The 22,674-nt window shown below is 58.9% G+C and carries 26 protein-coding genes; 2 read left to right on the forward strand and 24 right to left on the reverse strand.

Features of this window, described 5'->3' with window-relative positions; all coding sequences use genetic code 11:
• Positions 1 to 171: 171 nt before the first annotated feature.
• The 5 genes from B5E84_RS07455 to B5E84_RS07475 form a co-directional block, all read right to left on the reverse strand.
• Positions 172 to 1,308 (reverse strand): alpha/beta hydrolase, encoded by a 1,137-nt coding sequence (locus B5E84_RS07455; protein WP_143469195.1) that lies wholly within the window; start codon positions 1,306 to 1,308, stop codon positions 172 to 174.
• A gap of 137 nt (positions 1,309 to 1,445) precedes the next feature.
• Positions 1,446 to 2,312 (reverse strand): aldo/keto reductase, encoded by an 867-nt coding sequence (locus tag B5E84_RS07460; RefSeq protein WP_087221361.1) that lies wholly within the window; start codon positions 2,310 to 2,312, stop codon positions 1,446 to 1,448.
• Positions 2,313 to 2,315: 3 nt separating this feature from the next.
• Positions 2,316 to 2,888, reverse strand: coding sequence for a cyclophilin-like fold protein (locus B5E84_RS07465; RefSeq protein ID WP_204248557.1), 573 nt, complete (start codon positions 2,886 to 2,888; stop codon positions 2,316 to 2,318).
• A gap of 14 nt (positions 2,889 to 2,902) precedes the next feature.
• Positions 2,903 to 3,844 carry an alpha/beta hydrolase gene (locus tag B5E84_RS07470; RefSeq protein ID WP_087221364.1) on the reverse strand — a complete coding sequence of 314 codons (942 nt, stop codon included), beginning with the start codon at positions 3,842 to 3,844 and terminating at the stop codon, positions 2,903 to 2,905.
• 30 nt (positions 3,845 to 3,874) lie between these two features.
• On the reverse strand, positions 3,875 to 4,135 hold the full coding sequence (locus tag B5E84_RS07475) for a hypothetical protein (protein WP_087221367.1): 261 nt from the start codon (positions 4,133 to 4,135) through the stop codon (positions 3,875 to 3,877).
• A 178-nt stretch (positions 4,136 to 4,313) separates the two neighbouring features.
• On the opposite strand from B5E84_RS07475, the gene B5E84_RS07480 reads away from it, so the two are divergent.
• Positions 4,314 to 5,189 carry a LysR family transcriptional regulator gene (locus B5E84_RS07480; protein ID WP_087221370.1) on the forward strand — a complete coding sequence of 292 codons (876 nt, stop codon included), beginning with the start codon at positions 4,314 to 4,316 and terminating at the stop codon, positions 5,187 to 5,189.
• Positions 5,190 to 5,324: 135 nt separating this feature from the next.
• Here the strand turns inward: B5E84_RS07480 and B5E84_RS07485 are convergent, their stop codons facing one another.
• The 14 genes from B5E84_RS07485 to B5E84_RS07540 all read right to left on the reverse strand — a co-directional run bounded on the left by B5E84_RS07485 (position 5,325) and on the right by B5E84_RS07540 (position 15,240).
• Positions 5,325 to 5,684 (reverse strand): SpoVA/SpoVAEb family sporulation membrane protein, encoded by a 360-nt coding sequence (locus B5E84_RS07485; RefSeq protein ID WP_087221372.1) that lies wholly within the window; start codon positions 5,682 to 5,684, stop codon positions 5,325 to 5,327.
• A 2-nt stretch (positions 5,685 to 5,686) separates the two neighbouring features.
• A complete protein-coding gene (locus B5E84_RS07490) occupies positions 5,687 to 6,790 on the reverse strand; it encodes a stage V sporulation protein AD (protein WP_087221375.1) in 1,104 nt (367 codons plus the stop codon).
• The gene (locus B5E84_RS07495) at positions 6,784 to 7,239 is read right to left on the reverse strand and encodes a SpoVA/SpoVAEb family sporulation membrane protein (protein WP_087221378.1); all 456 of its coding nucleotides are present in this window, start codon (positions 7,237 to 7,239) and stop codon (positions 6,784 to 6,786) included. Before B5E84_RS07495 ends, B5E84_RS07490 begins: the two co-directional genes overlap by 7 nt.
• 30 nt (positions 7,240 to 7,269) lie before the next feature.
• Positions 7,270 to 7,704: a stage V sporulation protein AB gene (locus B5E84_RS07500; RefSeq protein WP_204248558.1), complete on the reverse strand. Its 435-nt coding sequence runs from the start codon at positions 7,702 to 7,704 to the stop codon at positions 7,270 to 7,272.
• A complete protein-coding gene (locus B5E84_RS07505) occupies positions 7,691 to 8,320 on the reverse strand; it encodes a stage V sporulation protein AA (RefSeq protein ID WP_087221384.1) in 630 nt (209 codons plus the stop codon). The genes B5E84_RS07500 and B5E84_RS07505 overlap by 14 nt, the downstream gene beginning before the upstream one ends.
• On the reverse strand, positions 8,317 to 8,472 hold the full coding sequence (locus B5E84_RS20595) for a hypothetical protein (RefSeq protein ID WP_162612824.1): 156 nt from the start codon (positions 8,470 to 8,472) through the stop codon (positions 8,317 to 8,319). The genes B5E84_RS07505 and B5E84_RS20595 overlap by 4 nt, the downstream gene beginning before the upstream one ends.
• Positions 8,473 to 8,677: 205 nt before the next feature.
• A complete protein-coding gene (gene sigF, locus B5E84_RS07510) occupies positions 8,678 to 9,391 on the reverse strand; it encodes an RNA polymerase sporulation sigma factor SigF (protein ID WP_087221387.1) in 714 nt (237 codons plus the stop codon).
• 4 nt (positions 9,392 to 9,395) lie between these two features.
• Positions 9,396 to 9,803 carry an anti-sigma F factor gene (spoIIAB, locus tag B5E84_RS07515; protein ID WP_087221571.1) on the reverse strand — a complete coding sequence of 136 codons (408 nt, stop codon included), beginning with the start codon at positions 9,801 to 9,803 and terminating at the stop codon, positions 9,396 to 9,398.
• 39 nt (positions 9,804 to 9,842) lie between these two features.
• Positions 9,843 to 10,184, reverse strand: coding sequence for an STAS domain-containing protein (locus B5E84_RS07520; protein WP_087221390.1), 342 nt, complete (start codon positions 10,182 to 10,184; stop codon positions 9,843 to 9,845).
• A gap of 192 nt (positions 10,185 to 10,376) precedes the next feature.
• Positions 10,377 to 11,681 carry a tetratricopeptide repeat protein gene (locus B5E84_RS07525; protein ID WP_087221393.1) on the reverse strand — a complete coding sequence of 435 codons (1,305 nt, stop codon included), beginning with the start codon at positions 11,679 to 11,681 and terminating at the stop codon, positions 10,377 to 10,379.
• Positions 11,682 to 11,690: 9 nt separating this feature from the next.
• Positions 11,691 to 11,828, reverse strand: a complete 138-nt coding sequence (locus B5E84_RS20810; RefSeq protein WP_204248559.1) for a hypothetical protein — start codon at positions 11,826 to 11,828, stop codon at positions 11,691 to 11,693.
• Positions 11,815 to 13,212 (reverse strand): bifunctional folylpolyglutamate synthase/dihydrofolate synthase, encoded by a 1,398-nt coding sequence (locus tag B5E84_RS07530; RefSeq protein WP_087221395.1) that lies wholly within the window; start codon positions 13,210 to 13,212, stop codon positions 11,815 to 11,817. The genes B5E84_RS20810 and B5E84_RS07530 overlap by 14 nt, the downstream gene beginning before the upstream one ends.
• Positions 13,213 to 13,446: 234 nt before the next feature.
• On the reverse strand, positions 13,447 to 14,004 hold the full coding sequence (locus B5E84_RS07535; protein WP_087221398.1) for a redoxin domain-containing protein: 558 nt from the start codon (positions 14,002 to 14,004) through the stop codon (positions 13,447 to 13,449).
• Between the two features lie 24 nt (positions 14,005 to 14,028).
• Positions 14,029 to 15,240, reverse strand: a complete 1,212-nt coding sequence (locus tag B5E84_RS07540) for a MalY/PatB family protein (protein WP_087221401.1) — start codon at positions 15,238 to 15,240, stop codon at positions 14,029 to 14,031.
• A 504-nt stretch (positions 15,241 to 15,744) separates the two neighbouring features.
• On the opposite strand from B5E84_RS07540, the gene B5E84_RS07550 reads away from it, so the two are divergent.
• Positions 15,745 to 17,082 (forward strand): hemolysin family protein, encoded by a 1,338-nt coding sequence (locus B5E84_RS07550; RefSeq protein ID WP_087221406.1) that lies wholly within the window; start codon positions 15,745 to 15,747, stop codon positions 17,080 to 17,082.
• A gap of 95 nt (positions 17,083 to 17,177) precedes the next feature.
• Here B5E84_RS07550 and argF read toward each other — a convergent pair whose 3' ends face one another.
• The 5 genes from argF to argC form a co-directional block, all read right to left on the reverse strand.
• Positions 17,178 to 18,092: an ornithine carbamoyltransferase gene (gene argF / locus B5E84_RS07555; RefSeq protein WP_087221408.1), complete on the reverse strand. Its 915-nt coding sequence runs from the start codon at positions 18,090 to 18,092 to the stop codon at positions 17,178 to 17,180.
• A 112-nt stretch (positions 18,093 to 18,204) separates the two neighbouring features.
• On the reverse strand, positions 18,205 to 19,398 hold the full coding sequence (locus tag B5E84_RS07560; protein ID WP_087221411.1) for an aspartate aminotransferase family protein: 1,194 nt from the start codon (positions 19,396 to 19,398) through the stop codon (positions 18,205 to 18,207).
• Positions 19,399 to 19,539: 141 nt separating this feature from the next.
• Positions 19,540 to 20,418 carry an acetylglutamate kinase gene (argB, locus tag B5E84_RS07565; protein WP_087221414.1) on the reverse strand — a complete coding sequence of 293 codons (879 nt, stop codon included), beginning with the start codon at positions 20,416 to 20,418 and terminating at the stop codon, positions 19,540 to 19,542.
• Positions 20,419 to 20,431: 13 nt separating this feature from the next.
• Positions 20,432 to 21,646, reverse strand: a complete 1,215-nt coding sequence (argJ, locus tag B5E84_RS07570) for a bifunctional glutamate N-acetyltransferase/amino-acid acetyltransferase ArgJ (protein WP_087221416.1) — start codon at positions 21,644 to 21,646, stop codon at positions 20,432 to 20,434.
• 54 nt (positions 21,647 to 21,700) lie between these two features.
• A complete protein-coding gene (argC, locus tag B5E84_RS07575; protein ID WP_087221419.1) occupies positions 21,701 to 22,642 on the reverse strand; it encodes an N-acetyl-gamma-glutamyl-phosphate reductase in 942 nt (313 codons plus the stop codon).
• Positions 22,643 to 22,674 lie beyond the last annotated feature (32 nt).

Raw genomic sequence — 22,674 nt, forward strand, 5'->3', positions numbered from 1 at the left:
TGCCGTTTCCCATGGGCACCCCTCCGCCGGAAATGTTTGCCTATGGGAAACGGCGTTTTTCGATATAAAAATCCCACGGACTCCAGGTTATGAAACCCTGAAGTCCGTGGGATTTTCTATGCTTTTCCTGCTTTCCTGAAACCATCTGCCCCACTGTTTCGCAGCTCGTTTTTACAGGGAGCCGCGGAAAAATTCCGCCAGACGGTCAAAGGGAATCTTATTTTCATCATCGTAGAGATCCACATGGTTGGCCTCCGGGATGATCCACAGCTCCTTCTGGCCGGTCACCGCCTCGTAGGCAGCCTCGCTAATGGGGCGGGTCTCCGCGTTTTCTCCGGCCATAAAGAGGACGGGCTGGCTGAGCTTGTCCAGGTGATTTAAGAGCTGGAAGTTATAAAAGGCCAGATTGCTGGTGGTGGTAAAGCCGCCCAGGGCCCTGGGGTGATGGCCCCGCTCCAGGCCGTAAAAGCTGTAAAACTCTGCCCAGATCCCCTCCAGCCCCTCCGGGATCTCCTCCGTGGGCTCCTCCGGGTAGGTGGGCAGGTACTGGGGCTTACCTTCGTCCACGTCGGCCCATCTCTGCGCCCCCAGAGCGGCCATCGTCTCCGCCCACTGCTCCCGGTCCAGTCCCTCACCGGAAACGCTGACATCAAACAAGCTGGCGGTGGCCACCGCCTGAATCCTGGCGTCCACCTGGGCCGCCGCCAGGGCAAAGCCGCCGCTGCCGCAGATTCCCACGGCGCCGATCCGCTCCCGGTCCACGTATTCCAGCGTTCCCAAATAGTCCACACCGGCGCTGAAATCCTCGGTGAAAATGTCCGGGGAGGACACGTGCCTGGGTTCTCCGCCGCTCTCCCCGTTAAAGGAGGGATCGAAGGCCAGGACCACAAATCCTCGCTTTGCCAGCTCGTTGGCGTAGACGCCGGGGCCCTGTTCCTTTACACCGCCGTAGGGAGGGCCGATGACGATGGCGGGATAGTCCCGGGTCTCGTCCAGCTCCTTCGCCCGGTACAGATCGCCGGAGAGGGAAATCCCGTAGCGGTTTTCATAGGTCACCGCCGTCCGCTCCACCGTTTCGTCCAGGTCAAATATGTAATGCTCCTCCCCGGCCGTCTGCCCGTCAGGCGTACCGGTCTCTGTTTCCTCCTCTTTCGCCGGTTGGGAAGACGTTTCTTCCCCTGTCTTAACGGCCGCCTCCGTCCCCGCAGTCTCCGGGGCCGTCTCCTGTCCGCCGCGGCCCCCGCAGCCCCACAGGCCGGCCGTCATGGCCAATGCCGCCGCCAGGATCATAATTTTCGTTTTTCTCATTTTGTTCCTCCTCTATTTCTCAATTTGTCTCTATTTTGAGCGCCAAAACCGGCTGCGGTCTCTCCAGCCATTCCCTTTCGCGCCAACTGTGTGCCAATCGCAGGCTCCAGACCTTCCTGCCATCCGGAACCGCCCCGTCACAGGCTTGTGAGCACCGGATGTTCCAGATAGCCGTACACCCGCCTCACCTCGCTCACCTTCCGGGTGTCCAGCATGGACGGACATCCCAGATCCAGGGCTTTGATCCGTTCCATATCCTCCCCGTCCAGGGCAAAATCCCAGATTCCCAGATTTTCCCGCATTCGCTCCGGGTGGACAGATTTTGGGATCACGATCACTCCCTGCTGGACGTTCCAGCGGAGAATGACCTGGGCGGGAGTTTTCCCGTATTTCCCAGCGATCTCCTGAAACACCGGCTCGGTAAACATCCCCTTCATTCCTTCCGCGAAGGGCGCCCACGCCTGGGGCTGCACTCCCAGCTCCCTCATCAGGTCCAGCTCCTCCTCCCGCTGATAGTGGGGATGGCGCTCAATCTGGTTGATCTGAGGGGTGACCGTCACGTTTTTGCACAGGTCCAGCAGACGGTCCGGAAGGAAGTTGCAGACTCCGATGGCCCGGATTTTGCCTTCCCTGTAAAGCTCCTCCATCGCCCGCCAGGAGCCGTAATAATCGCCGAAAGGCATATGGATGAGGTAGAGATCCAGATAATCCAGCCCCAGCTTTTCTAAGGACTGGAAAAAGGCGGCCTTGGTGGCCTCGTAGCCCATCTGATGGATGTAGGCCTTGGTGGTGATAAAAAACTCTTCCCGGCTCACGTTCCACTGCCGGATGGCCCGTCCTACGGCCTCCTCGTTTCCGTAGGAGCTGGCCGTGTCGATCAGGCGGTATCCCGCGCCGATGGCCTCCGCCACAGCCTGTTCACACTGAGTTTCATCCGTCACCTGAAATACTCCAAAGCCCTCCATGGGCATTTCCACACCGTTGTTTAACCGGATGGTTTCCATGATTTACCTCCCTTCACCTTCTGTTTCCACAGCGGATACCGTGAGAGTCCCCGCCAGTCTGGAAATATTTTCTCCCCCAGAAACGGCCGTCCCCAGTCCGTACAGGCTGCCGTTTGGGCTGCACGGGGCGTAAAACAGCACCACGTCCCCCCAGGGGGCGTAGTAGGCCAGAGAACCTGTCTCCCCGCCGCTTAAGGGCGTGTTTTCCGTGTCCAGCCTCTCCGGCGGGTAAAAGGTGATCTCGTTGCTGCTGAAGGGCTGGGCCTCCACCGTCAGCGGAAGCTGGCCGTACAGCTGGCGGGCCGCCCCGCTGCCGTTCAACTCAAAAATGACTTCATACTCTGAAGATGCTACCGATAATTTCATAACCGTCTCCTCTCCGCCTTCCGCCCTTTCCTCCGGGGCGCTTTCTGATTCCGCCTGGGACGGGATCTGTTCCGCAGGTTTTGCCGTTTCTGTCATTTCCGCTGCCTTCGCCGTCTCCGCCGCAGACACATTTTCCCATGCGCCCATTCCGCCGCAGCCGGCGGCGCAGATCCCAAGGACTGCCGCCGCCCACATTCCGATCTGATTCATAAGGTTCTCCTTTCTCATCCAAGGCTTTCCCGGAAAAATCCTTCGATTTCGTCAAAGGGGATCTTGGCCCTGTCGTCATAAAGATCCACGTGATTGCAGTCCGGCACCACCGCCATGCGTTTCGGCTCCCGGGCGCGCTCATAGGCCATATCGCTGAAAAACCGGCTCTCCGCCTGCTCTCCCACCACAAACAGCACCGGCCGCGGGGAGATCTCGTCTATGTGGTCATTGAGGGAATAATTCATAAAGCTCAGGGCGGAGGTGGTGGTGAAATTGCCTCTGGCGTTGGGATGGTGGCCCCGCCTGGTGCCGTAGAACTCAAAAAATTCTCTCCAGATGCCCTCCATCCCGTCCGGGATTTCCTCCGCCGGCTCCTCTGGAAAGGCGGGGAGGTACTCCGGAAATCCTTGTTCCACGTCCTCCCACCGCTTTCTGGAAAGCCGCTCCTTTTCCGCCTGGATCTGCTCCGGCGTAAGCCCCAGCCGGGCAGCCACGCTCATATCGTACATACTGGCCGTGACCACCGCCTTGATCCTCGTGTCCACCGCCGCCGCGGACAGAGCAAAGCCGCCGCTGCCGCAGATTCCCACGGCGCCGATCCGCTCCCGGTCCACGAAGGGCAGCAGCCCCAGATAGTCCACACCGGCGCTGATGTTCTCGCTGAACAGATCCGGGGAGGACACATGGCGGGGCTCCCCGCCGGACTCTCCCATATAGCAAGGATCAAAGGTTAGGACCACAAAGCCCCGGGCCGCCAGCTCATTGGCATAGACGGCCGGCCCCTGCTCCTTCACGCCGCCGTAGGGGGCCCCCACCACCAGGGCCATGCGGCGCTCCTCCGGGTTCAGCCCTTTTTCCATATACAGATCCCCGGCCAGGGCGATGCCGTACCTGTTTTTCCAGCGGATGTGCCGCCGTTCCACCTGTTCCTTTAAATTGCAGATATAACCGCTCATATTGACGCTCCTTTCCTGTCCGCCTTTCTTTTAAGAATGCCTGGGTGCTTTTCCTCCCCGGCGCTTTTCTTCCGCCGCCCCCTCCACGGAGCGGATCATAAAATCCACCGTATCCACCCGCCTCTGGGCCGCGTGGAGGCAGTCCATCAGTTTCTTTCTCTGACTGTTTAAAAGCCGCAGCTGCCCGGCTGTGAAATGCTGCCCGGCGTACTGGATGTACTGCTCAGCCGCCTGCTCCTCAAACCCGCAGGCCCGAAGGCTCACCTCCAGTTCTTCCCGTTCCTCCTCCATGGAACCACCCCTTTCGTCTTCTCTTTGATTATAGGTTTTGGGAGTAAAAATTACAAACAGTTGATAATCATAGCTTATCATCGTTTACAGGAATGATAAAAGCAGGTATAATATCCCTATCACTTACCAACCACCCTTTTACCAAACGGCCCACAGGGCCCATAAGGAGCGTTTCCATATGATCGAGACCAGACTGTTACACTACTTTCTCGCCATTGCCCGGGAACAGAGCATCACCGGGGCGGCCAAATCCCTGTTTGTCACCCAGTCCACCCTGTCCCGGCAGATGATGGACTTAGAAAAACAGCTGGGCAGGCAGCTGTTCATCCGGGGCAAGCGGACCATCACCCTGACGGAGGAAGGGGTTTATCTCCGAAACCGGGCCCAGGAGATTCTAGAGCTCCTTGACAACACGGAAACGGCCCTGCGCGCCAGCGAGGAGCCCCTGAGCGGGGACATCTTTATCGGCTGCGGGGAAACTGCCGCCATGGACGGGATCACCCGGCTCTTTGCCCGGTTCCGCAGCCAGTACCCCCAGGTCCGCCTTCACACCCACAGCGGGGACGCGGATATGGTCTTAGAGCGGCTGGACAAGGGGCTGGTGGATATGGGCCTTCTCCTCGGCCCCATCCGCCAGGAAAAATACGACTATCTGAACATCCACCAGAGCGACACCTTCGGCCTTCTCATGCCCAGGGACTGTCCTCTGGCCGCCCAGAAAGCCATCGCCATGGACCAGCTGAAAACCCTGCCTCTGATCCTGGCGGAGCAGACCTTTTTGGGCCACCAGGAGCTGGAGTGGTTTGGTGCCGACTACCCCTCCATGAAGATTGTCGCCACCTACAACCTGATCTACAACGCCACCTTTATGGTGGAACAGGGGATCGGCTACGCCCTGTGCATCGACCGGCTGGTGAACACCAGAGGCCGCAACCTCACCTTCCGCCCCATCGTGCCGAAGCTCTCCGTGGACCTGTACATCGTGACAAAGAAATACCAGGCCTTCTCCCCGGCGGCCAGGGAATTTCTGGAGCTTTTAAAAGAGGAATTGTAAGGGAAAACCGGCGGCCGCGCCGAATGTCTTCCTCCCTAGCACGTCAAAAGGCAGGGGACCCTATCCCGGCGTCCCCTGCCTTCCATGTTTCGTCTATCCCTGTTTCTCCCTTTCCGTTCCGTCTCTCGTCCCGTCCTACTCATCCTTCATCTTCGGCTTAAAGATCAGAGATGCCAGGTACGCGAATACCAGCGCCCCGCAGATGCCGCCGGCAGTGGCTGTGAGCCCGCCCTTAAAAAGGCCCAAAAGCCCCTCCTCTGCCAGGCCCTCCTTCACGCCCTTCCAAAGGGCGTTTCCAAAACCCAGAAGGGGGACGCCTGCCCCCGCTCCCGCCCACTTGGCGAAGGGCTCATAAAGCCCCAGAAAGCCTAAGATCCCTCCGGTCACCACCAGGCCCACCATGATCCGCCCGGGCATCAGCTTGGTGTTGTCCATCACGATCTGCACCACCAGGCAGATCAGCCCGCCCACCAGAAACGCTTTCACATAGTCCATTTTTAAGCTCCTCCTTCGTTCCAGTCCTGAACCTCCCGGTGCTCGATCACCACGCCGTGGGCGATGCCGGGGATGGTCTGCCCCTCGTTAAAGCTGACGGTGGAAAGCAGGGCCCCCGTGGGGACAAACAGCACCCGTTTCCACTCTCCTGACCGGACCCGCTCCAAAATGCTGGCCGCCAGGGTCACTGCCGCGCACCCGCAGCCGCTTCCTCCCGCGTGGGTGTCCTGGGTTTCCTTGTCATAGATTTCCATGCCGCAGTCCATGTGAAGATCTGTGAGATCCTGCCCGCCGGCCTTCATAAAGTCTAAGAGCACCGTCCGGCCCACGTCCCCCAGGTCTCCGGTGATGATCCTGTCATAGTAGGACGCCTCCACCTCAAAATCCATCAGGTTTCTGGAAATGGTGCTGTAGGCGGCGGGGGCCATGGCCGCTCCCATATTCATGGAATCCTTGGCTCCGATGTCGGCGATCTTTCCTGTGGTGATCCCGGCAATCACTGCCATGCCCTTTGTTTCCGCCGGTTTCTGCCCCAGTTTCCGGGCGGCTGCCGCCGCCAGGTCCGCCAGCACAAAGGCCCCGCTTCCCGTCACCGTCCAGGTGGCGGAGTAGGGCCGCTGGTTCCCGTACCCCAGAGGAAACCGAAACTGTTTCTCCGCCGTGGCAAAATGGCTGGAGGCCACAGAGAGCACCCGGTCGCCGTACCCGGCGGCCACCGTCATGGCCCCCAAGGACAGGGCCTCGCCGATGGTGGAACAGGCCCCGTAAAGGCCAAACATAGGGATTCCCAGCTCCGCCACCCCGAAGGAGGTGGCGATGATCTGCCCTAAAAGGTCCCCGGCAAAGAGATAGCGGATCTCCTCCTTTTTTAACCCGCCCTTTTCCAAGGCCAGGCGGCAGGCCTCCTCCTGCATGGAGCTCTCCGCCTCCTCCCACGTCTTTTTTCCCAGAGTGGCGTCCTCCTCCACCCGGTCAAAGAGGGAGCCTAAGGGTCCGTCCCCCTCCTTTTTCCCCACCACGGACGCGGCGGCCTCGATCACCGGCGGCCGTTCAAATTTCAGGCTTGCTTTTCCTCGTTTCACTGCCCGTTTCCTCCTCTCTACCATCCCAGATTCCAAAGTCCCAGCACGTAGTACAAAATCCCCAGCACCCAGGTGCTTAAGACTCCGTACAGGATCACCGGCCCGGCGATGGTGAACGCCTTGCAGCCGGTGCCAAATACCTGGCCTTCCACCTTAAATTCCAGCATGGGAGCCACCACCGAGTTGGCAAAGCCGGTGATGGGCACCAGGGCCCCGGCCCCGGCGAATTTGACGATTTTCGGGAAAATGTTAAGCCCTGTGAGCAGGATGCTTAAGCCGATCAGAAAAAGCTGATTCCAGGCCATAGCGGCCTCCTCCTCCACTCCCATCCCTTTCAGGGCGTTGATCACCGCCTGTCCCAGCACGCAGATCAGGCCTCCTACCAGAAAGGCCCACAGCAGGTTGACCCACTTGTTGTGCACCGGGGTGATTTCCTTGATATAGTTTTCATACAGTTTCTTGTTGACTTCCATACGGTTTCTTCTCCTTTCCTCCGACGTTCCTCATTCCCCAAACCGCTCCGCGAAATAGATCAGGGCGCCGGTGAGCTTTCCCAGGGCAATGGCTAAAATCACGTACTGCAGGCCCACCGCCAGGTGGATCCTCCGGCTGATGGTGGGCAGGGCCTTTAAGGTCTCCGCCAGGGACATCACCAGACAGCCCACGAAAATCCCCACCGACAGCCCGAAGGCCGCCAAAAGCGGCTCATGAACCGCCGAAAGCCCCAGGGGAATCTCCCAGATGTCGCTCACATTCCCCAGGGTGCCTCCCACGATTAATACCGTTTCGTACAGCAGAATGTGTTTCTTCGTGCCCGTCTTTCCCATGAGTCTGGGAAACACGCCGATAATGGCCAGAAAGGCGAAAATCCCTGCCGCGATCACGCCGCCGGCGGAAAACCCGATGACAGCCAGGACCGTTTCCTTAAGTAACATCAATCCCCGACTCCTTCCTGCCCGCGTTCTGGATCAGTGTCTTGCTGATGTTGTCCTCGTAGAGGCGCATTTCCACCTCCAGGGGCGTGGGATCGGTGTTGATCTTCCACTTGGAAAAATGGTTGAAAAAGCCCATAATCCCCACCGCCAGCCCTATAGAGTAGGACACCTCCAGAATGGTGAACCCGTCGGACTGCTGCCCGGTGACCACGTAATAGATCTCCCCGAACACCTTTGTCACATCCACGTCGTTGTTGAAGGTCATGATGGCAAAGGCGGCGCCGAAAAAGCAGACGGCGCAGACAAACAGGGTTTTCAGCCATTCCCAGGCATAGGACGGCCGTTTCGGTCTATGATAGTCAATGATATAGTCCACCTTTCCCACGCTGTTTACCTGGGTGCCGGGGGCCGTCTCTGAAATCAGGCGGATGATGTCCAAAACGCTCTCCACATACCTCCAGTCCTTGTCCTCCCGGATGGTTTTTATGGTCAGGGCGTTTAAGCGGTTGGCCAGATGGGAGTCCTCGCACCAGAGGTCCGCCACGTCCTTTAACTGCACCTTTTTTGTTCGGACCTCCGTGATCTCCTTTACATTCAGGTACACCTCCGTCTGGCTCACCCCGCCATCACCTCCGCGGATTCCACAAAGGTGCCCTCCATCTCCTTGGCCCCTCCGGAAAATCCGAACAGGCAGTAGCACAGCGCCGCTGCCGTCAGAATCAGGCAGGCAAACAAAGCGGCGATCCCAACCTTCTGTCTCCAGGTTTCCATACCTCTCACATCCTTTCTATGATGAAGGGGCCAAACTGCATTTTGCCCCCGCGATACCGGACTGCCGCGCTCATTCCGTTTCCGCCGTCCTCCAAACCATCCGCAATCCGTTTCCGCGAAAAATGGCGGTTTGATCCTGGTTTGACCTGGTATCCTTCTATGCAAGTAGTATGCTTTGGGATCGCCGCTTTATACTCATTTCCATTTACAGTTTTTCCCTCATGCGCCGCAGAATCTTTTTTTCCAGCCTGGACACCTGCACCTGGGAAATGGACAGATCCGCCGCGATGGCGCTCTGGGTCTGGTTGTAAAAATACCGCCGCACGATGATGTCCCTCTCCTTGGGCTCCAGCTCCAGCAAAAGCTCCTTAAGCACCATGCGGTTTAACAGGGTTTCCTCCTCGTCCTCCTTTTCCTCCAGCCGGTCCATGAGACAGAGCTCCTGGCCGTCGTTTTTGTTCACCGTTTTATAGAGGGATTCCACCTCCGCCCCCGCCTCCAGGGACGCGGCCACCTCCTCACGGCTGACCTTTAGCTCCCCGGCGATCTCCTCGATGGTGGGCTCCCGCCCCAGCACAAAGGACAGATTCTCCCTGGCCGCCCCGGCTTTTGCCCCCAGCTCCTTTACGGAGCGGCTCACCTTGATCATCCCGTCATCCCGGAGAAACCGCTTGATCTCCCCGGTGATCATGGGAACGGCGTAGGTGGAAAACCGCACGTCGTAGGAGAGGTCAAATTTATCAATGGCCTTTAACAGGCCGATGCTACCGATCTGAAACAAGTCCTCCATCTCGTGGCCCCGGTTCCCAAACCGGCGCACAATGCTCCAGATCAGCCCTACGTTTTCCTCGACCAGCCGGTCCCTGGCCGCTTTATCCCCCTCGTGAGCCATTTGAATCAATCTCATGGTCTCATCCATAGGGTCACTCTCCGATCCGTTTTTTCATCCGCACAGACGTCCCCTGACCCAGGGCGGAGCGCACCTCCACCTCGTCCATAAACGCCTCCATGAAGGAAAATCCCATGCCGGACCGCTCCCCCGACGGGTCGGAGGTGTACATGGGCTCCATGGCCTTCTCCACGTCCCCGATTCCGGCGCCCCGGTCCTCGATTTCCACGAAAAACTCCCGGCCCTCCACGGCGGCGCGGATGAAAATGGTTCCCTCTCCGCCGCCGTAGCCGTGGATCACCGCGTTGGTCACCGCCTCTGACACCGCCGTCTTGACGTCGTCCACCTCCTCCAGGGTGGGATTTAGCCTGCTTAAAAACACGGCCACCACCACCCTGGCAAATTCCTCATTCTCCGACCGGCTCTCCATTTCCAGCCGCATTTCCTCTCTCTTTGCCTGCTCCAACCTCTCTCCCCCTTCCTAGTCCGCCATGGCGGCCTCCTTTGTGTCAAAATGCTTGATCAGCCGGTAAACGCCGCCCATGGTGAGAATCCGTCTCACCTGGCTCCCGGCCCCGCAGATGGCCACCTTGCCGCCGCTGCCAGCCATCTGCTTGTAGCGGTTTAACAGCACTCCAATGCCGGAGGAGTCCATAAACTCCGTCCTGGAAAAATCAAAAATCACTTTGTTTATGTAATTCTCCGACAGCAGCAGGTCCGTCTCATACCGCAGGTTCCTGCAGTTGTGGTGATCCAGCTCCCTGGGGAGGTGGATAATGAGAATCTGGCCCCTGGCCTCGTAGGTGAATGTTTCCTTTGTCATACTGAATCTGACTCCTCTCTCAAAATTCAACGTGCCCGCAGTCCATGGTCCCGGGCGGGCCACCCCGCGCAGCCGCGCCGGAGGCTTTTGTTATCATAGGAAATAAAATTTCCCACGACAAACAAAAAGACATGGCCGTCTCCGGTCATGTCTCTTTCGTATCTTTGTTCCTGTTGTCCTGTATTTCCTGTATTAATAGCCCCTCTGCTCCCGGGACATGGTGGCGTAGTCCGTATCCGGATAGTCGTCAATGATCTGTCCGAACAGGGCGCCAGCCTCCTCGTCCTGGCCCTGGGCCTTTAAGGCCGCCGCCTTGTCGTAGAGCACCCCCGGATTGTCCCCATTGAGACGCAGGCTGGCGTCGTAGTAGACGATGGCCCCGGCGTAGTCCCCGGACCCCACCGCCTCGTCTCCCAGCTGGTCTAAAACCTGGTAGCCGTCCTCCGCCATGTCCGCCTGCACCTCCTCCAAAATGGGCTGCAGGTTGGGATCGGTGATTAGGGACGGATCCATCCCGGCGTAAATGCGGGCGGCCGACCGGAAATCGTCGTCCCGGTAAGCCTGCAAAATCCTCGCCAGAGAGGCGTACTGGCTGATGGTGCCGCCGCTGTCGCTCACCACCGACTCCAGGGAGGCCTCCGCGTTCTCCCTGGCGCCCTCCGCCTGGATCACTCTGGACTCCAGCTCGTCGATGCGGATGTTGCTCTGGCTCAGCTGCTCGCTGTATTTTAACATCTCCTGGTTGTGCTCGCTGTTTAGCTTTTCCTGAATGGAGGGCATCACCAGGGTGGTGAACACCGCCACCCCCAGCACCACTCCGATCAGAATGTGGAGCACCATCTGCCCGCCGGTGCTCTCCTTGTAGGTGGGCGGCAGAATGATGTTGTCATCCTCCAGCTTTGTGTGGGAAAAGGCGTTGTCCATCCGCTGCCGCTCGATTTCCGCCCGCCCGGTGTTCTCCTTCACAATGGACATATACCACAGGGCCTTCCGGTTGCTGCGGTCGATCTGGAGCACCTTGTGAAGGGCCTTTCCCGCCCTGGTGTAGTTCTCCTGGGAAAGGTAGAGCAGGGCTAAGAGCAGCTGGGCCTTCACGTAGTGGTCGTTTTCCTCCACCACCGACGCCAGCTGCAAAATCGCCAGGTCATAGGCCTCCGTCTGGGCGTAGACCAGGGCCTGGTTGAATTTTTTCACATTCTGGCTCACCGCCTCCAGACGGCCCGGCTTTCTCTGGATCTCGTCCAGATAGTAGTCGCAGCGGTTGTTCTCCGGCTGGAGGTTTAAGCTGATGACCCACTGGACGATGGCGTCCGCCACCTCCCCCATCTCATAGTAAATAAGCCCTAACAGATTCCTGGCGTCCGTCTGGTACTTGTAAAACCGGATGCTCTTTTTTAAGCACTCCGCCGCCCCGGACAGATCCCGGATCTGGGCCTTCTCCAGCCCCAGGTTGTAATAGCTGTTGGCAATCTGCTGGTTTCTCCTTACATAATCCATAGGTACCGCCTATCTTCGCTCCTCTTTGATCAGTTCCATCATCAGGTCCGTCATATCCGTCAGGTCACTTTTTACAATGGCGTCCTCCACCTGTTCCACATCCAGGCTGGGCTTAAACCGCTTGATTTCTTCTTCAAAATTGATCATGCTTTTCCTCCTTCAGGCATTCCTTCAGCTCCCCGATGAAGTAGAGGGAACCGGCGCAGAATAAAAGTCCGTTCCCCGCCTTCTTTTCCTTCATGGCCTCAGAAAAAGCCTCTGAAACAGAGGGAAACATCCGGATCCCCGGCCGTCTTCCTCCCGTTTCCTCCGCCTTTTCTTCTGCCCGGGCAAAGGCCGTTTCCAGCTCTCCGGCTGACAGCCCGCGGCCGTTTTCCATGTGGGCCACAAACACCTCCGCCGGCTTTAGCTCCCGCAGAAGCTCCTCCGCCATGGTCCCGTACTCCTTGTCCGACACGGCGGAAAACAGCAGATATGCCGGTTTCCCTAACAATCCCGCGATCCTGGCCGCCGCCTGGCAGAAGGCCCGGATCCCGTCCCGGTTGTGGGCCCCGTCGAAGTAAACTCCAGGCAGGACCTCCTCCATCCGTCCAACATGCCTGGCCTCTGCCAGTCCCTGAGAGACGGCGGAAACGGTGACACCTTTAAAAGGCGGAACCGTTTGCCCGTTTCCAGAATGGGAAACCTGTCCCGGCCGGAAATCTTTATCCCGTCTCCCGGCGGCCAAAACCTCCGCCGCCTTTCCCGCCAGAGCCCCGTTCCAGACCTGGTACTCCGCCGGAAAGGGCAGCCGGGCCTGGACCCGCTCTCCCAGAAAAGGAAAGGAAATCCTGGGGAAAGGGCCGTCCCAGGCCACGGACAGGGGTTCCTGCCTCACATCCCGCCAGGGCGCTCCCGCCGTTTCCGCCTGGTTTCGGATCACCGCGGCGGCTGCCGGGTCGTTTCCGTCAAACACCAGGGGGACCCCAGGCTTTATAATGCCTGCCTTCTCCCCGGCGATCTCCTCCACCGTATTTCCCAGGTACGCCATATGGTCCAGGCTGACGGAGGTGATCACCGTGAGGGCCGGGCGGCAGACGTTTGTCACGTCCCGTTTTCCGCCCATGCCGGCCTCCAGGATCACCACCTCCGGTTTTTCCTCCTGAAAACAGGCCGCCGCCATATAAAACAGGAATTCAAAAAACGTGGGATGGGTCATCCCCCGCTCTCTCTGCCTCTCCCAGGCGCGGCGCACCCGTTCAAAGCTCCTCTGAAATGCCTTTTCGTCTATCGGCTCCCCGTCCACGCAGATCCGTTCCCGGACATCTGTCAGATGGGGAGACGTAAATGTTCCTACTCGGTATCCCGACGCCTGCAGGATGGATGAAAGAAACGCGCACACGGAGCCTTTTCCGTTGGTTCCGGCCACATGGATCACCGTCCCCGGAAACGGGCTGTCCAGTTCTCTTAAGAACTCCTCCGCCTCTCTCAGGGTATGCTTCTCCCTGGCAAACTCCGGGATCCGGAGCAGGTATTCTCTCGCGCTCTCCATAATGTTCTCCTCTTTGGCATCTTTCTACCCCATCTATTATAATAGAAAACGCCAGATATGCAACCAGATAATTCCGGGAGGAATCGACGCCGCTGCCGAAAATATGCCCGAAAAGCGGCAGAAAAAGGAAAAAAGTGTGCGCCTCCCGCCGGAGGCTTCTGTGTCATAGGGGACGCAGTTCCCTATGGCACAAAAAGAGAGCGGCCTCCCATCCAGGCTGCCGCTCTCTCCACGTTATTCCGTTTCTTCTGTAAGCCGTTTTACCAGCTCCTCCACATCCGGCACGTCCCCCGCGGACGTCCCGTAATGGGCGTAGGTCACAGTCAGGTCCCGCTGGAGCACCACCGCCGCCGGCAGCTGGAGCTCCTCTCCCTCGTACTCGCCGTGGGAAAACCCTTCGGCCCTGGCCTGCGCCACCTTCTCCATGGTCCTCTCATCCAGCATTCCCTCCATGCTGGCGGCTGCCATGATCCCGTACTTCTCGTAGAGCTGCCCCTCCGGGTCGCAGATGATGTCGAAGGGAAGTTCTCCCGGTTTCACCTGGAGGGCGATGGTCTGGGGCCTGGACTGGAGCACCACCAGCGCCTGCCCGCCCGTTTCCCGGATCCTCTCATAACCGGCCGCCAGTCTGTGAATGTCTAACTGGCACAGGGTACAGCCGTAGTAGCGCAGAAACAGGATGGCCGTCCGGCCGCTGACCCGCTCTGCCGTCTCTTTTAACCTCAGTCCCGGCTCAAAGGGTGTGTCGTAGGAGAAATCGTCCAGTTTCTCCCCCACCTGAAACTTTGCCATGAAATATCCTCTTTTCCTTTTTCCTTACGCGTTGAAGACGTAGGTGTCCATTCTGCGGAATGCCTCTTTCACTCTCTCCAGGGGAAGGGCCAGGTTCAGGCGGATGGAGCAGGGCCCGTGGAACATCCGGCCGTCCTGCCAGGCAACGCCCACATCCCAGCCGGCCTTCTCCAGCTCCTCGATGGTCTTGCCGTGTTTCTCACACCACTCGGTGCAGTCTAAGAACAGCATATAGGTTCCCTCCGGTTTGGACACCTTCACGCCCTCAAAGTGGTCCTTGATGTAATCGCAGGCGTAGTTTACGTTCTCGCTGATCACCTGGCACAGCTCGTCGGCCCACTCGTATCCCTCCGGCTTGTAGGCTCCGATCAGGGCGTGCATACTGAGCACGTTCATATCGTTGTAGTGGGGAAGGGAAGACTCTTTGATGATACGGTCCCGCATCCACTTGTTGTAAATAATGTGGTAGCTGCCCACAAGACCGGCCAGGTTGAAGGTCTTGCTGGGGGCGTACATGGCGGCCGTGCGCATTTTCGCATCCTCGCTCACGGACTGGGTGGGGACGTGCTTGTGGCCGTTTAAGATGATGTCAGACCAGATCTCGTCGGACACCACGAACACATCGTACTTTTTGTACAGCTCCATGGCCTTCTCAATCTCCCATCTCTCCCATACACGGCCGCAGGGGTTGTGGGGGGAGCAGAACACGGCGGCGTGGATGTTCTGGGTCTTTAACTTCTCCTCCATGTCCTCAAAGTCCATGCGCCATACGCCGTTTTCATCCTGCTTCAGGGGGCTGAGCACCATGTCATAGCCGTTGTTCGTCATACACATGGTGAAACCGATGTAGGTGGGGGTGTGGAGCAGCACCTTGTCGCCCTTGGAGCAGAACACGTTCAGGGCGCTGATCACGCCGCCCAGCACGCCGTTCTCGTAGCCAATGCACTCCGGAGTCAGGCCCTCCACCCCGTTTCTTGTCTCGTGCCATTTGATGATGGAGTCGAAATACTCCTTTGACGGGTTGAAATAGCCGTAAGCCGGGTGTTTCGCCCTCTCGATGATGGCCTCCGGGATGGTGGGCACAGTGGGGAAGTTCATATCCGCAATCCACATGGGGATGATGTCAAACCCCTCCTTTGGCGGATCCGGCGCAAACCCCGGATTCATTCCCAGACCGTCTACCGCGATGGCGTCCCTGCCCTTCCGGTCCATAATGCTGGTAAAATCGTATTTCATACCTTGTTCCTCCTTTTCTAACATTTTTCCCTCTTTTTTATTAAGTTGCTTAACTATGTTATAACTTAATTATACAGTTTATTTTTGGATTGTCAATGTTTTTTATCCAATTTATACAAACTTTTTTTGCCCGTTGACAAACCATGTATTTTTGCATATAATGTGCACCATATTAACACACAAGGAGGAGTTTCTACATAATGGACGCTGGAGACAGTGACGCGGACCCTGAACGAACGAATATCCCTGTTTTTTTAGATACGAGCATAGGACTCAGTCTGTGCGGAGCGCGCTCCCCATGGGCTTATGTCTTGTGCTTTTTTTATGTCACAGGAAACGGTGCCTATGACGTAAAGCCTCCGGCGGGAGGCACATTCCGCGCAGAGGAAACTGGCTGCTAACTCAGCCTCGCTCCGGCACGAGTATGCACTGGAGCGCACACTTTTATCCCCCAGGAAACCGGGGACAAACACGAAAATAAAAAAGAAAAGAGGTTATCACACATTGAACGGAACCATTGGAATCTTACTGCTGATACAGGTCATCCTGATCCTGTTAAACGCCATTTTCGCCAGCGCGGAGATCGCCGTGCTCTCCATGAATGAGGCGAAACTCACCAAGCTGGCCTCCCAGGGAGATAAGCGGGCCAAACGCCTGGCCCGGCTGACGGACCGGCCGGCCAAATTCCTGGCGACCATCCAGGTGGCCATCACTCTGTCCGGCTTTCTGGGCAGCGCCTTCGCCGCCGACAATTTCTCCGACGGCCTTGTGGACTGGCTGTTAAGCCTGGGCGCCCCCATTTCCAGAAATACCCTGGACACCATCGCCGTAGTGTTTATCACCATCGTCCTCTCCTACTTCACCCTGATTTTCGGAGAGCTGGTGCCAAAGCGGATCGCCATGAAAAAATCGGAGCAGCTGGCCCTGGGGCTTTCCGGCCTGCTCTCCATGATCTCCTCCCTGTTCGCCCCCCTGGTGTGGTTTCTCTCCGCCTCCACCAACGCGGTGCTCCGCCTCTTTGGCATTGATCCCAATGAGGCCGACGAGCAGGTGAGCGAGGAGGAAATCCGCCTGCTGGTGGACGCCGGCAGCGCCAACGGAGCCATCGACCGGGAGGAAAAACAGTTTATCCAGAACGTCTTTGAATTCGACGACCTGACCGCCGGGGAGATCGCCACCCACCGCACAGACGTGCTCTTTCTCTGGATGGAGGACTCCATGGACGAGTGGGATGAGACCATCCACAGCAGCCGCCACACCCTGTACCCCGTCTGCCAGGATTTCCCGGACAACATCGTGGGCATCCTAAACGCCAAGGATTACTTCCGTCTGAAGGACAAAAGCCGGGAAAGCGTCATGGAAAATGCCGTGCGCCCCGCCCACTTCGTCCCGGAAGCCATCAAGGCGGACGTCCTCTTTCGCAATATGCGGGAAAACCGCATCCCCCTGGCGGTGGTGCTGGACGAGTACGGCGGCATCTCCGGCATCGTCACCATCCACGACCTGGTGGAGGAGCTGGTGGGCAGCTTAAAGGAGGCGGATGAGGAAAGCCTGGAGACAGAGCCTTTCGTAAAACCGCTGTCTGAGGACACCTTCGCCGTCCACGGAAATGTGACCCTGCGGGACCTGGAGGAGGCCACCGGCCTGGAGCTGGACGAGGAGGACTGCGGCACCTTCACCGGCCTGGTGTTCCACCTTCTGGGAAATGTACCCAAGGACGGGGAGCAGGAAATCCGTCTGGAGCTGCCAAAATGCAGCTTGCTTGTCACCCGCATTGAAAACCACCAGGTGGCGGAGGCCACGGTGCAGGTAAAACCGAACACGGAGACCGCGGAGGAATAGCGGCAAAAAACACCGGAACTTCTCTCCCTTCCCATGATCTGGAAGGGAGATGTGTCCGGTGTTTTTTCTGTCTTCTGTTTCCTCGTCCGCTCTGATTACTCCTGCTTTCCGCCCAGCAGCTTGACTAACACCGCCTTCTGGGCGTGGAGACGGTTTTCCGCCTCGTCGAACAGCTCTGTAGCGTGGGCCTCGAACACCTCCTCGGTGATCTCCTGGCCCCGGTAGGCCGGCAGGCAGTGCTGTACCATGGCGCCGGGATTGGCGGCCGCCAGCAGCTCATCATTTACCTGGTAGCCGGCAAAGGCCTTCAGTCTGGCCTCCTTCTCCTGCTCCTGGCCCATGGACGCCCAGGTGTCGGTGTAGACCACGTCCGCACCAGCCACCGCCTGCACCGGATCATCGGTGAGGAGGAAATTGGGATTGCCCTCGGCAAAGGCCAGGACCGACGGGTCAGGGCGGTAGCCCTCCGGGGTGGCCACCGCCACCTTCATGCCCATTTTCAGGCAGCCCACAATGAGGGAGTTGGCCATGTTGTTGCCGTCTCCGATGTAGGCCAGCTTTAAGCCATCCAGGGAGGCGTATTTTTCCCGGATAGTCATGAGATCCGCCAGCACCTGGCAGGGATGGGCGAAATCCGTCAGCCCGTTGATAATGGGGATGGAGCCGTAGGCCGCCAGATCCTCCACCTCCTTCTGGGCGAAGGTGCGGATCATAATGCCGTCCAGATAGCGGGACAGCACCCGGGCCGTATCCTGCACCGGCTCTCCGCGGCCGATCTGCAAATCGTTGGAGGACAGGAACAGGGCCTGGCCTCCCAGCTGGTACATTCCCACCTCAAAGGATACTCTCGTCCTGGTGGAGGACTTCTGGAAAATCATTCCCAGGGATTTGCCCGCCAGCAGGGGGTGGGCGATGTTGTTTTTCTTCTCATATTTTAACTGGTCTGCCAGATCCAGGATGGAGACGATCTCCTCCTTGGACAGATCCATCAGTTTCAGCAAATGTTTCATAGGATGTTTCCTCCTCGTCATAGGATGTTGCGGTCCCGCAGATGCGGGAGCTTTCAGGATGCGCCGGCGGTTTGAAACGGCGCCGGCGGCAGGTCAGATGCCCATTTCCGGCTTACTCCGCCCCGAATACCTCCTTCATGGCTGCCAGAGCCTCGTCGATCTCCTCGATGGTGATGGTGAGGGGCGGCAGAAGGCGCACCGCGTTCTTTCCAGCCGTGAGGGCCAAAACGCCGTGATCCATGAGCTGGTTCACGTACTCTCCCTGCTTTCCGTCCTCCACAATGATTCCCACCATCAGGCCCATGCCCCGGACCCCTAAAATCGCCGGGGAATTCATGGCCAGAAGTTTCTGGCGGAGATACTCGCCCTTACTGCGCACCTTCTCCAGGAATACGGGATTGGTCACCTTCTCCAGCACGGCATTGGCCGCGGCGCACACCGTGGGGGAACCGCCGAAGGTGGTGGCGTGGGTTCCGGGGGTGAGCACACCGCTGCAGGAACCGGCTGCCAGCACGGCGCCCACAGGCAGTCCGCCGCCCAGGGCCTTCGCCAGGGTCACCACATCCGGGCGGATGCCATACTGCTGGAAACAGAACAGGGAGCCCGTTCTTCCGATTCCCGTCTGCACCTCGTCAATGATGAGCAGCAGGTCCTTCTCCCGGCAGAATGCCTCCACCGCCTGCGCAAACTCCTTCTCCAGAGGCAGGACGCCGCCCTCTCCCTGGATCAGCTCCATCATCACGGCGCAGGCCGTACCGTCCGCCTTGGCCTTCACATCCTCCAGATTCCCCGCCTCCGCGTAGTCAAAGCCTTCCGTGAAGGGGAAGAAGAACTGGTGGAATTTATCCTGTCCCGTGGCCTTTAAGGTGGTCACCGTGCGGCCGTGGAAGGAGTTTTTCAGGGTGACAATCTTACTTCTGCCTTCGCCGTACTTGTCATAGCTGTATTTTCTCGCCAGCTTGATGGCCCCCTCGTTGGCCTCCGCGCCGGAGTTGGCGAAGAACACCTTTCCGCCCTCCAGGCCGGAGTGGAGCACCAGGGTCTTTGCCGTCTCCACCATGGGAGCGGTGGTGTAGAGATTGGATACGTGCATCAGCTTGGCGGCCTGATCGGAAATGGCCTTGATCAGGTCACTGTCCGAATAGCCCAGGCAGTTGACGCCGATTCCCGACGTCATGTCGATGTAGCACTTTCCCTCCACGTCCCACAGCTTTGCCCCTTCCCCGTGGTCCAAAGCCACCGGAAAACGGCCGTAGGTCGCCATAACGTAGCGTTCCTCATCCCGTTTCAGCTCTTGATATGTCATAATGGTCTCCTCCCTTTTCCTTTCCTGTTTTCGGTCTGCCACACCATTCCCGCGGCAGCAGTTCTATGGCAGCAATTCTATAGCAGTATTCCCGTTGACAAAACGGCGCCTCCGTTTCCCGCGGCGGCGCCTCCCCGTTTCCTAATGCAGCATCGTTCCCACGCCGGCGGTGGATAAAAGCTCCATCAAAATGGAGTGCTTGACACGGCCGTCCTGGATGTTGGCCCGTTCCACGCCGTTGCGGACCGCCTCCACGCAGCACTCCACCTTGGGGATCATGCCGCCGGAGATCACGCCCTCCTTCACCAGCACCGGCACCTCCGACACCTTCAGGCTGTGGATCAGGGTGGAATCATCCTTCGGGTCCCGCAAAAGCCCTCTCACGTCCGTGAGCAGGATGAGCTTTCTCGCCTTTAAGGCTATGGCCAGCTTGGCCGCCGCCGTATCCGCGTTGATATTGTAGTTGGTATCGTCGTCCACTCCCCGGGCCACGCTGGACACCACGGGAATGTAGCCGGCGTTTAACATATCCGCCACCGGTTTCGGGTTCACATCGGTGATCTCCCCCACATAGCCGTAATCCGTGCCGTCCGGGTCCGTCAGCCGTCTGGCGGAGAACAGGCCTCCGTCCATACCGCCAAGGCCCACTCCCTGGCCGCCCGCCTTCTCCAGCAGGGCCACCAGATCCTTGTTTACCTTTCCGCACAGGATCATCTGCACCACGTCCATAGTCTCCCGGTCGGTGTAGCGCAGTCCCTTTACAAAGCGGGATTCTTTTCCGATTTTCTTTAACATCCCGGAAATCTCCGGGCCCCCGCCGTGGACCACCACCACCCGCACGCCCACCAGGGACAGCAGCACGATGTCCCGGATCACCGCGTCCTTCAGTTCCTCATTGATCATGGCGTTTCCGCCGTATTTTACCACCACGGTCTGACCGTAGTACTCCTGGATATAAGGAAGGGCCTCCACCAGCACGGCGGCCCTGTCCTCCGGATTCAGAATGATCCCCTCACTCATCGCATTCTCCCCCTTACGTCCTGTAGTCTCCGTTGATCCTCACATACTCGTAGGTGAGATCACACCCCCAGGCCGTGACTGCCGATTCCCCTTCCTTCAGGGAAATGAGAATCGTCACCTCCGGCTGGGATAAAATCTCCTTGGCCTGATCCTCGTTAAACTCCACCGCCCGGCCGTCCCGGCACACGGCGATCTGCCCTGCCTGGGAGGCAAAATCCACGTCCACTCCCTCCGGGTCAAATTCAATGCCGGAGTAGCCCATGGCGCAGAGAATGCGGCCCCAGTTGGCGTCGGCCCCGAACATGGCCGCTTTTACCAGAGAGGAGGAGCAGACGGATTTGGCCAGAGTCTCCGCGGCATTCTCGTCCGCCGCCCCTGACACGGTGCAGGTCACCAGCCTTCCGGCGCCCTCTCCGTCGGCAGCGATCTTTTTCGCCAGCTCCACGCACACCATTTCCAGGGCTGCCGCGAAATTCTCATAGTCCTCGCCCTCCGCCGCGGTGATCTCCGGATTGCCCGCCTGGCCGTTTGCCAGGATGCAGCAGGTGTCGTTGGTGGAGGTATCGCCGTCCACGGAAACGCGGTTGAAGGAAACGGCCACTTTTTTTCTCAGGGTCTCCTGGAGCACCGCGTCACTGATAGCGCAGTCCGTGGTGAGAATGCAGAGCATGGTGCCCATGTTGGGGTGAATCATGCCGGAGCCCTTGCAGATGCCGCCCAGGCGGCAGGGGACTCCTCCCGCCGTAAACTCCACCGCCATGATTTTCGGCACTGTGTCCGTGGTCATAATGGCTTTGGCTGCCGCCTCGTTCCCGTCCCCGGAAAGGGTCAATGCCGGCAGGTTCTCCTCGATCACTTCCACCGGCAGCCGCACGCCGATAACGCCGGTGGAGCAGACCACCACGTCCTTCTCGTCAATTCCCAGCAGCCTGCCGCAGGCGGCCGCCTCTCTCCTGGCATTTTCCAGGCCGTCCGGGGCGCAGGCGTTGGCATTTCCGGAGTTGATGATCACTGCCTGGGCCTTTCCGTCCTCCAGGTGCTCTCTCGTCACCTGCAGGGGGGCCGCCTTCACCCGGTTTCTGGTGTAGACCGCCGCCGCCGCGCAGGGGTTTTCCGACACGATCACGGCCGTGTCATCTTTTTCAGACGTCTCCTTGATCCCGCAGCGGACCGCCCCCGCCTGGAATCCTTTGGCGGCGCAGACACCGCCCTCTATGATATGAAACATACGGTTCCTCCCTTTTTCTTTCCCTTTCGCTCTCATACGCCAGCCCGCGCCGGTTTATACCGTCAGTCCGGCAGTTTCCTCCAGTCCCAGCATCAGGTTCATATTCTGGACGGCGGCGCCGGAGGCGCCTTTTCCCAGGTTGTCAAACACGGCTGTGACGATGGCCTGATCCTCATGGCCGTTCACATACAGAACCAGGCTGTCCCGGCCGGCCATCTCATTTCCGGCCACCATGGGGCCTCCCGCCCCGAAGGGGGCCACCTGGACCATGGTCTGTCCCTCGTACCAGGCCGCCAGCTCCTCCCGGAGCCGCTCCGCCCCCAGGCCGCCGGTGAGACCGGCGGGAAGGGCCACGGTGGTCGCCATCCCCTTGTAGTAGTCATCCACCACCGGGCAGAACACGGGAGCCAGATGGAGGCCGCACACCGCCTTCATCTCCGGCAGGTGCTTGTGGTTTAAATTCAGGCCGTAGATCCTGGGGGAATTTAAGGCCGGGTCTCTCCCTTCCGCCTCGTACTCTGCGATCATCTTTTTCCCTCCCCCGGAGTATCCCGTCAGGGAAAAGCAGGTGAGAGCCGCGTCCTCTTTTAAAATTCCAAGGGCACGCAGGGGGTAGACCGACGCGATAAAGCCGGTGGCGTGGCAGCCGGGGTTTGCCACCCGCGCTGCTCCTTTCACCGCCTCCCGCCTCTCCCCGGAAAGCTCCGGAAAGCCGTACACCCAGCCTTCCGCCGTCCGGTGGGCCGTGGAGGCGTCAATCACCCTCGTGGCGGGGTTTTCGATCATGGCCACCGCTTCTTTCGCCGCCCCGTCCGGGAGGCACAGGAAGGCGATGTCCGCGGCGTTTAAAAATTTCTTTCTCTCCTCCGGGTCCTTCCGTTTCCCCTCGTCGATGAGGAGCAGCTCCAGATCCGTCCGCGCCCCCAGGCGCTCATAGATCTGCAGGCCGGTGGTGCCCTCTCTGCCGTCTATGTAAATTTTCGGTTTCCCGCTCATGAGACTTCTCCTTCCCGTTTCTCCGTTTTATG

The sequence above is a fragment of the Lachnoclostridium sp. An14 genome (assembly GCF_002160755.1).
Classification (GTDB): domain Bacteria; phylum Bacillota; class Clostridia; order Lachnospirales; family Lachnospiraceae; genus Lachnoclostridium_A.

What these genes read in the sequence shown, in the direction of transcription:
- B5E84_RS07455 (WP_143469195.1), bottom strand. Translation starts at nt 1,308, where the DNA reads ATGAGAAAAACGAAAATTATGATCCTGGCGGCGGCATTGGCCATGACG.
- B5E84_RS07460 (WP_087221361.1), bottom strand. Translation starts at nt 2,312, where the DNA reads ATGGAAACCATCCGGTTAAACAACGGTGTGGAAATGCCCATGGAGGGC.
- B5E84_RS07465 (WP_204248557.1), bottom strand. Translation starts at nt 2,888, where the DNA reads ATGAATCAGATCGGAATGTGGGCGGCGGCAGTCCTTGGGATCTGCGCC.
- B5E84_RS07470 (WP_087221364.1), bottom strand. Translation starts at nt 3,844, where the DNA reads ATGAGCGGTTATATCTGCAATTTAAAGGAACAGGTGGAACGGCGGCAC.
- B5E84_RS07475 (WP_087221367.1), bottom strand. Translation starts at nt 4,135, where the DNA reads ATGGAGGAGGAACGGGAAGAACTGGAGGTGAGCCTTCGGGCCTGCGGG.
- B5E84_RS07480 (WP_087221370.1), top strand. Translation starts at nt 4,314, where the DNA reads ATGATCGAGACCAGACTGTTACACTACTTTCTCGCCATTGCCCGGGAA.
- B5E84_RS07485 (WP_087221372.1), bottom strand. Translation starts at nt 5,684, where the DNA reads ATGGACTATGTGAAAGCGTTTCTGGTGGGCGGGCTGATCTGCCTGGTG.
- B5E84_RS07490 (WP_087221375.1), bottom strand. Translation starts at nt 6,790, where the DNA reads ATGGTAGAGAGGAGGAAACGGGCAGTGAAACGAGGAAAAGCAAGCCTG.
- B5E84_RS07495 (WP_087221378.1), bottom strand. Translation starts at nt 7,239, where the DNA reads ATGGAAGTCAACAAGAAACTGTATGAAAACTATATCAAGGAAATCACC.
- B5E84_RS20595 (WP_162612824.1), bottom strand. Translation starts at nt 8,472, where the DNA reads ATGGAAACCTGGAGACAGAAGGTTGGGATCGCCGCTTTGTTTGCCTGC.
- sigF (WP_087221387.1), bottom strand. Translation starts at nt 9,391, where the DNA reads ATGGATGAGACCATGAGATTGATTCAAATGGCTCACGAGGGGGATAAA.
- spoIIAB (WP_087221571.1), bottom strand. Translation starts at nt 9,803, where the DNA reads ATGCGGCTGGAAATGGAGAGCCGGTCGGAGAATGAGGAATTTGCCAGG.
- B5E84_RS07520 (WP_087221390.1), bottom strand. Translation starts at nt 10,184, where the DNA reads ATGACAAAGGAAACATTCACCTACGAGGCCAGGGGCCAGATTCTCATT.
- B5E84_RS07525 (WP_087221393.1), bottom strand. Translation starts at nt 11,681, where the DNA reads ATGGATTATGTAAGGAGAAACCAGCAGATTGCCAACAGCTATTACAAC.
- B5E84_RS20810 (WP_204248559.1), bottom strand. Translation starts at nt 11,828, where the DNA reads ATGATCAATTTTGAAGAAGAAATCAAGCGGTTTAAGCCCAGCCTGGAT.
- B5E84_RS07530 (WP_087221395.1), bottom strand. Translation starts at nt 13,212, where the DNA reads ATGGAGAGCGCGAGAGAATACCTGCTCCGGATCCCGGAGTTTGCCAGG.
- B5E84_RS07535 (WP_087221398.1), bottom strand. Translation starts at nt 14,004, where the DNA reads ATGGCAAAGTTTCAGGTGGGGGAGAAACTGGACGATTTCTCCTACGAC.
- B5E84_RS07540 (WP_087221401.1), bottom strand. Translation starts at nt 15,240, where the DNA reads ATGAAATACGATTTTACCAGCATTATGGACCGGAAGGGCAGGGACGCC.
- argF (WP_087221408.1), bottom strand. Translation starts at nt 18,092, where the DNA reads ATGAAACATTTGCTGAAACTGATGGATCTGTCCAAGGAGGAGATCGTC.
- B5E84_RS07560 (WP_087221411.1), bottom strand. Translation starts at nt 19,398, where the DNA reads ATGACATATCAAGAGCTGAAACGGGATGAGGAACGCTACGTTATGGCG.
- argB (WP_087221414.1), bottom strand. Translation starts at nt 20,418, where the DNA reads ATGAGTGAGGGGATCATTCTGAATCCGGAGGACAGGGCCGCCGTGCTG.
- argJ (WP_087221416.1), bottom strand. Translation starts at nt 21,646, where the DNA reads ATGTTTCATATCATAGAGGGCGGTGTCTGCGCCGCCAAAGGATTCCAG.
- argC (WP_087221419.1), bottom strand. Translation starts at nt 22,642, where the DNA reads ATGAGCGGGAAACCGAAAATTTACATAGACGGCAGAGAGGGCACCACC.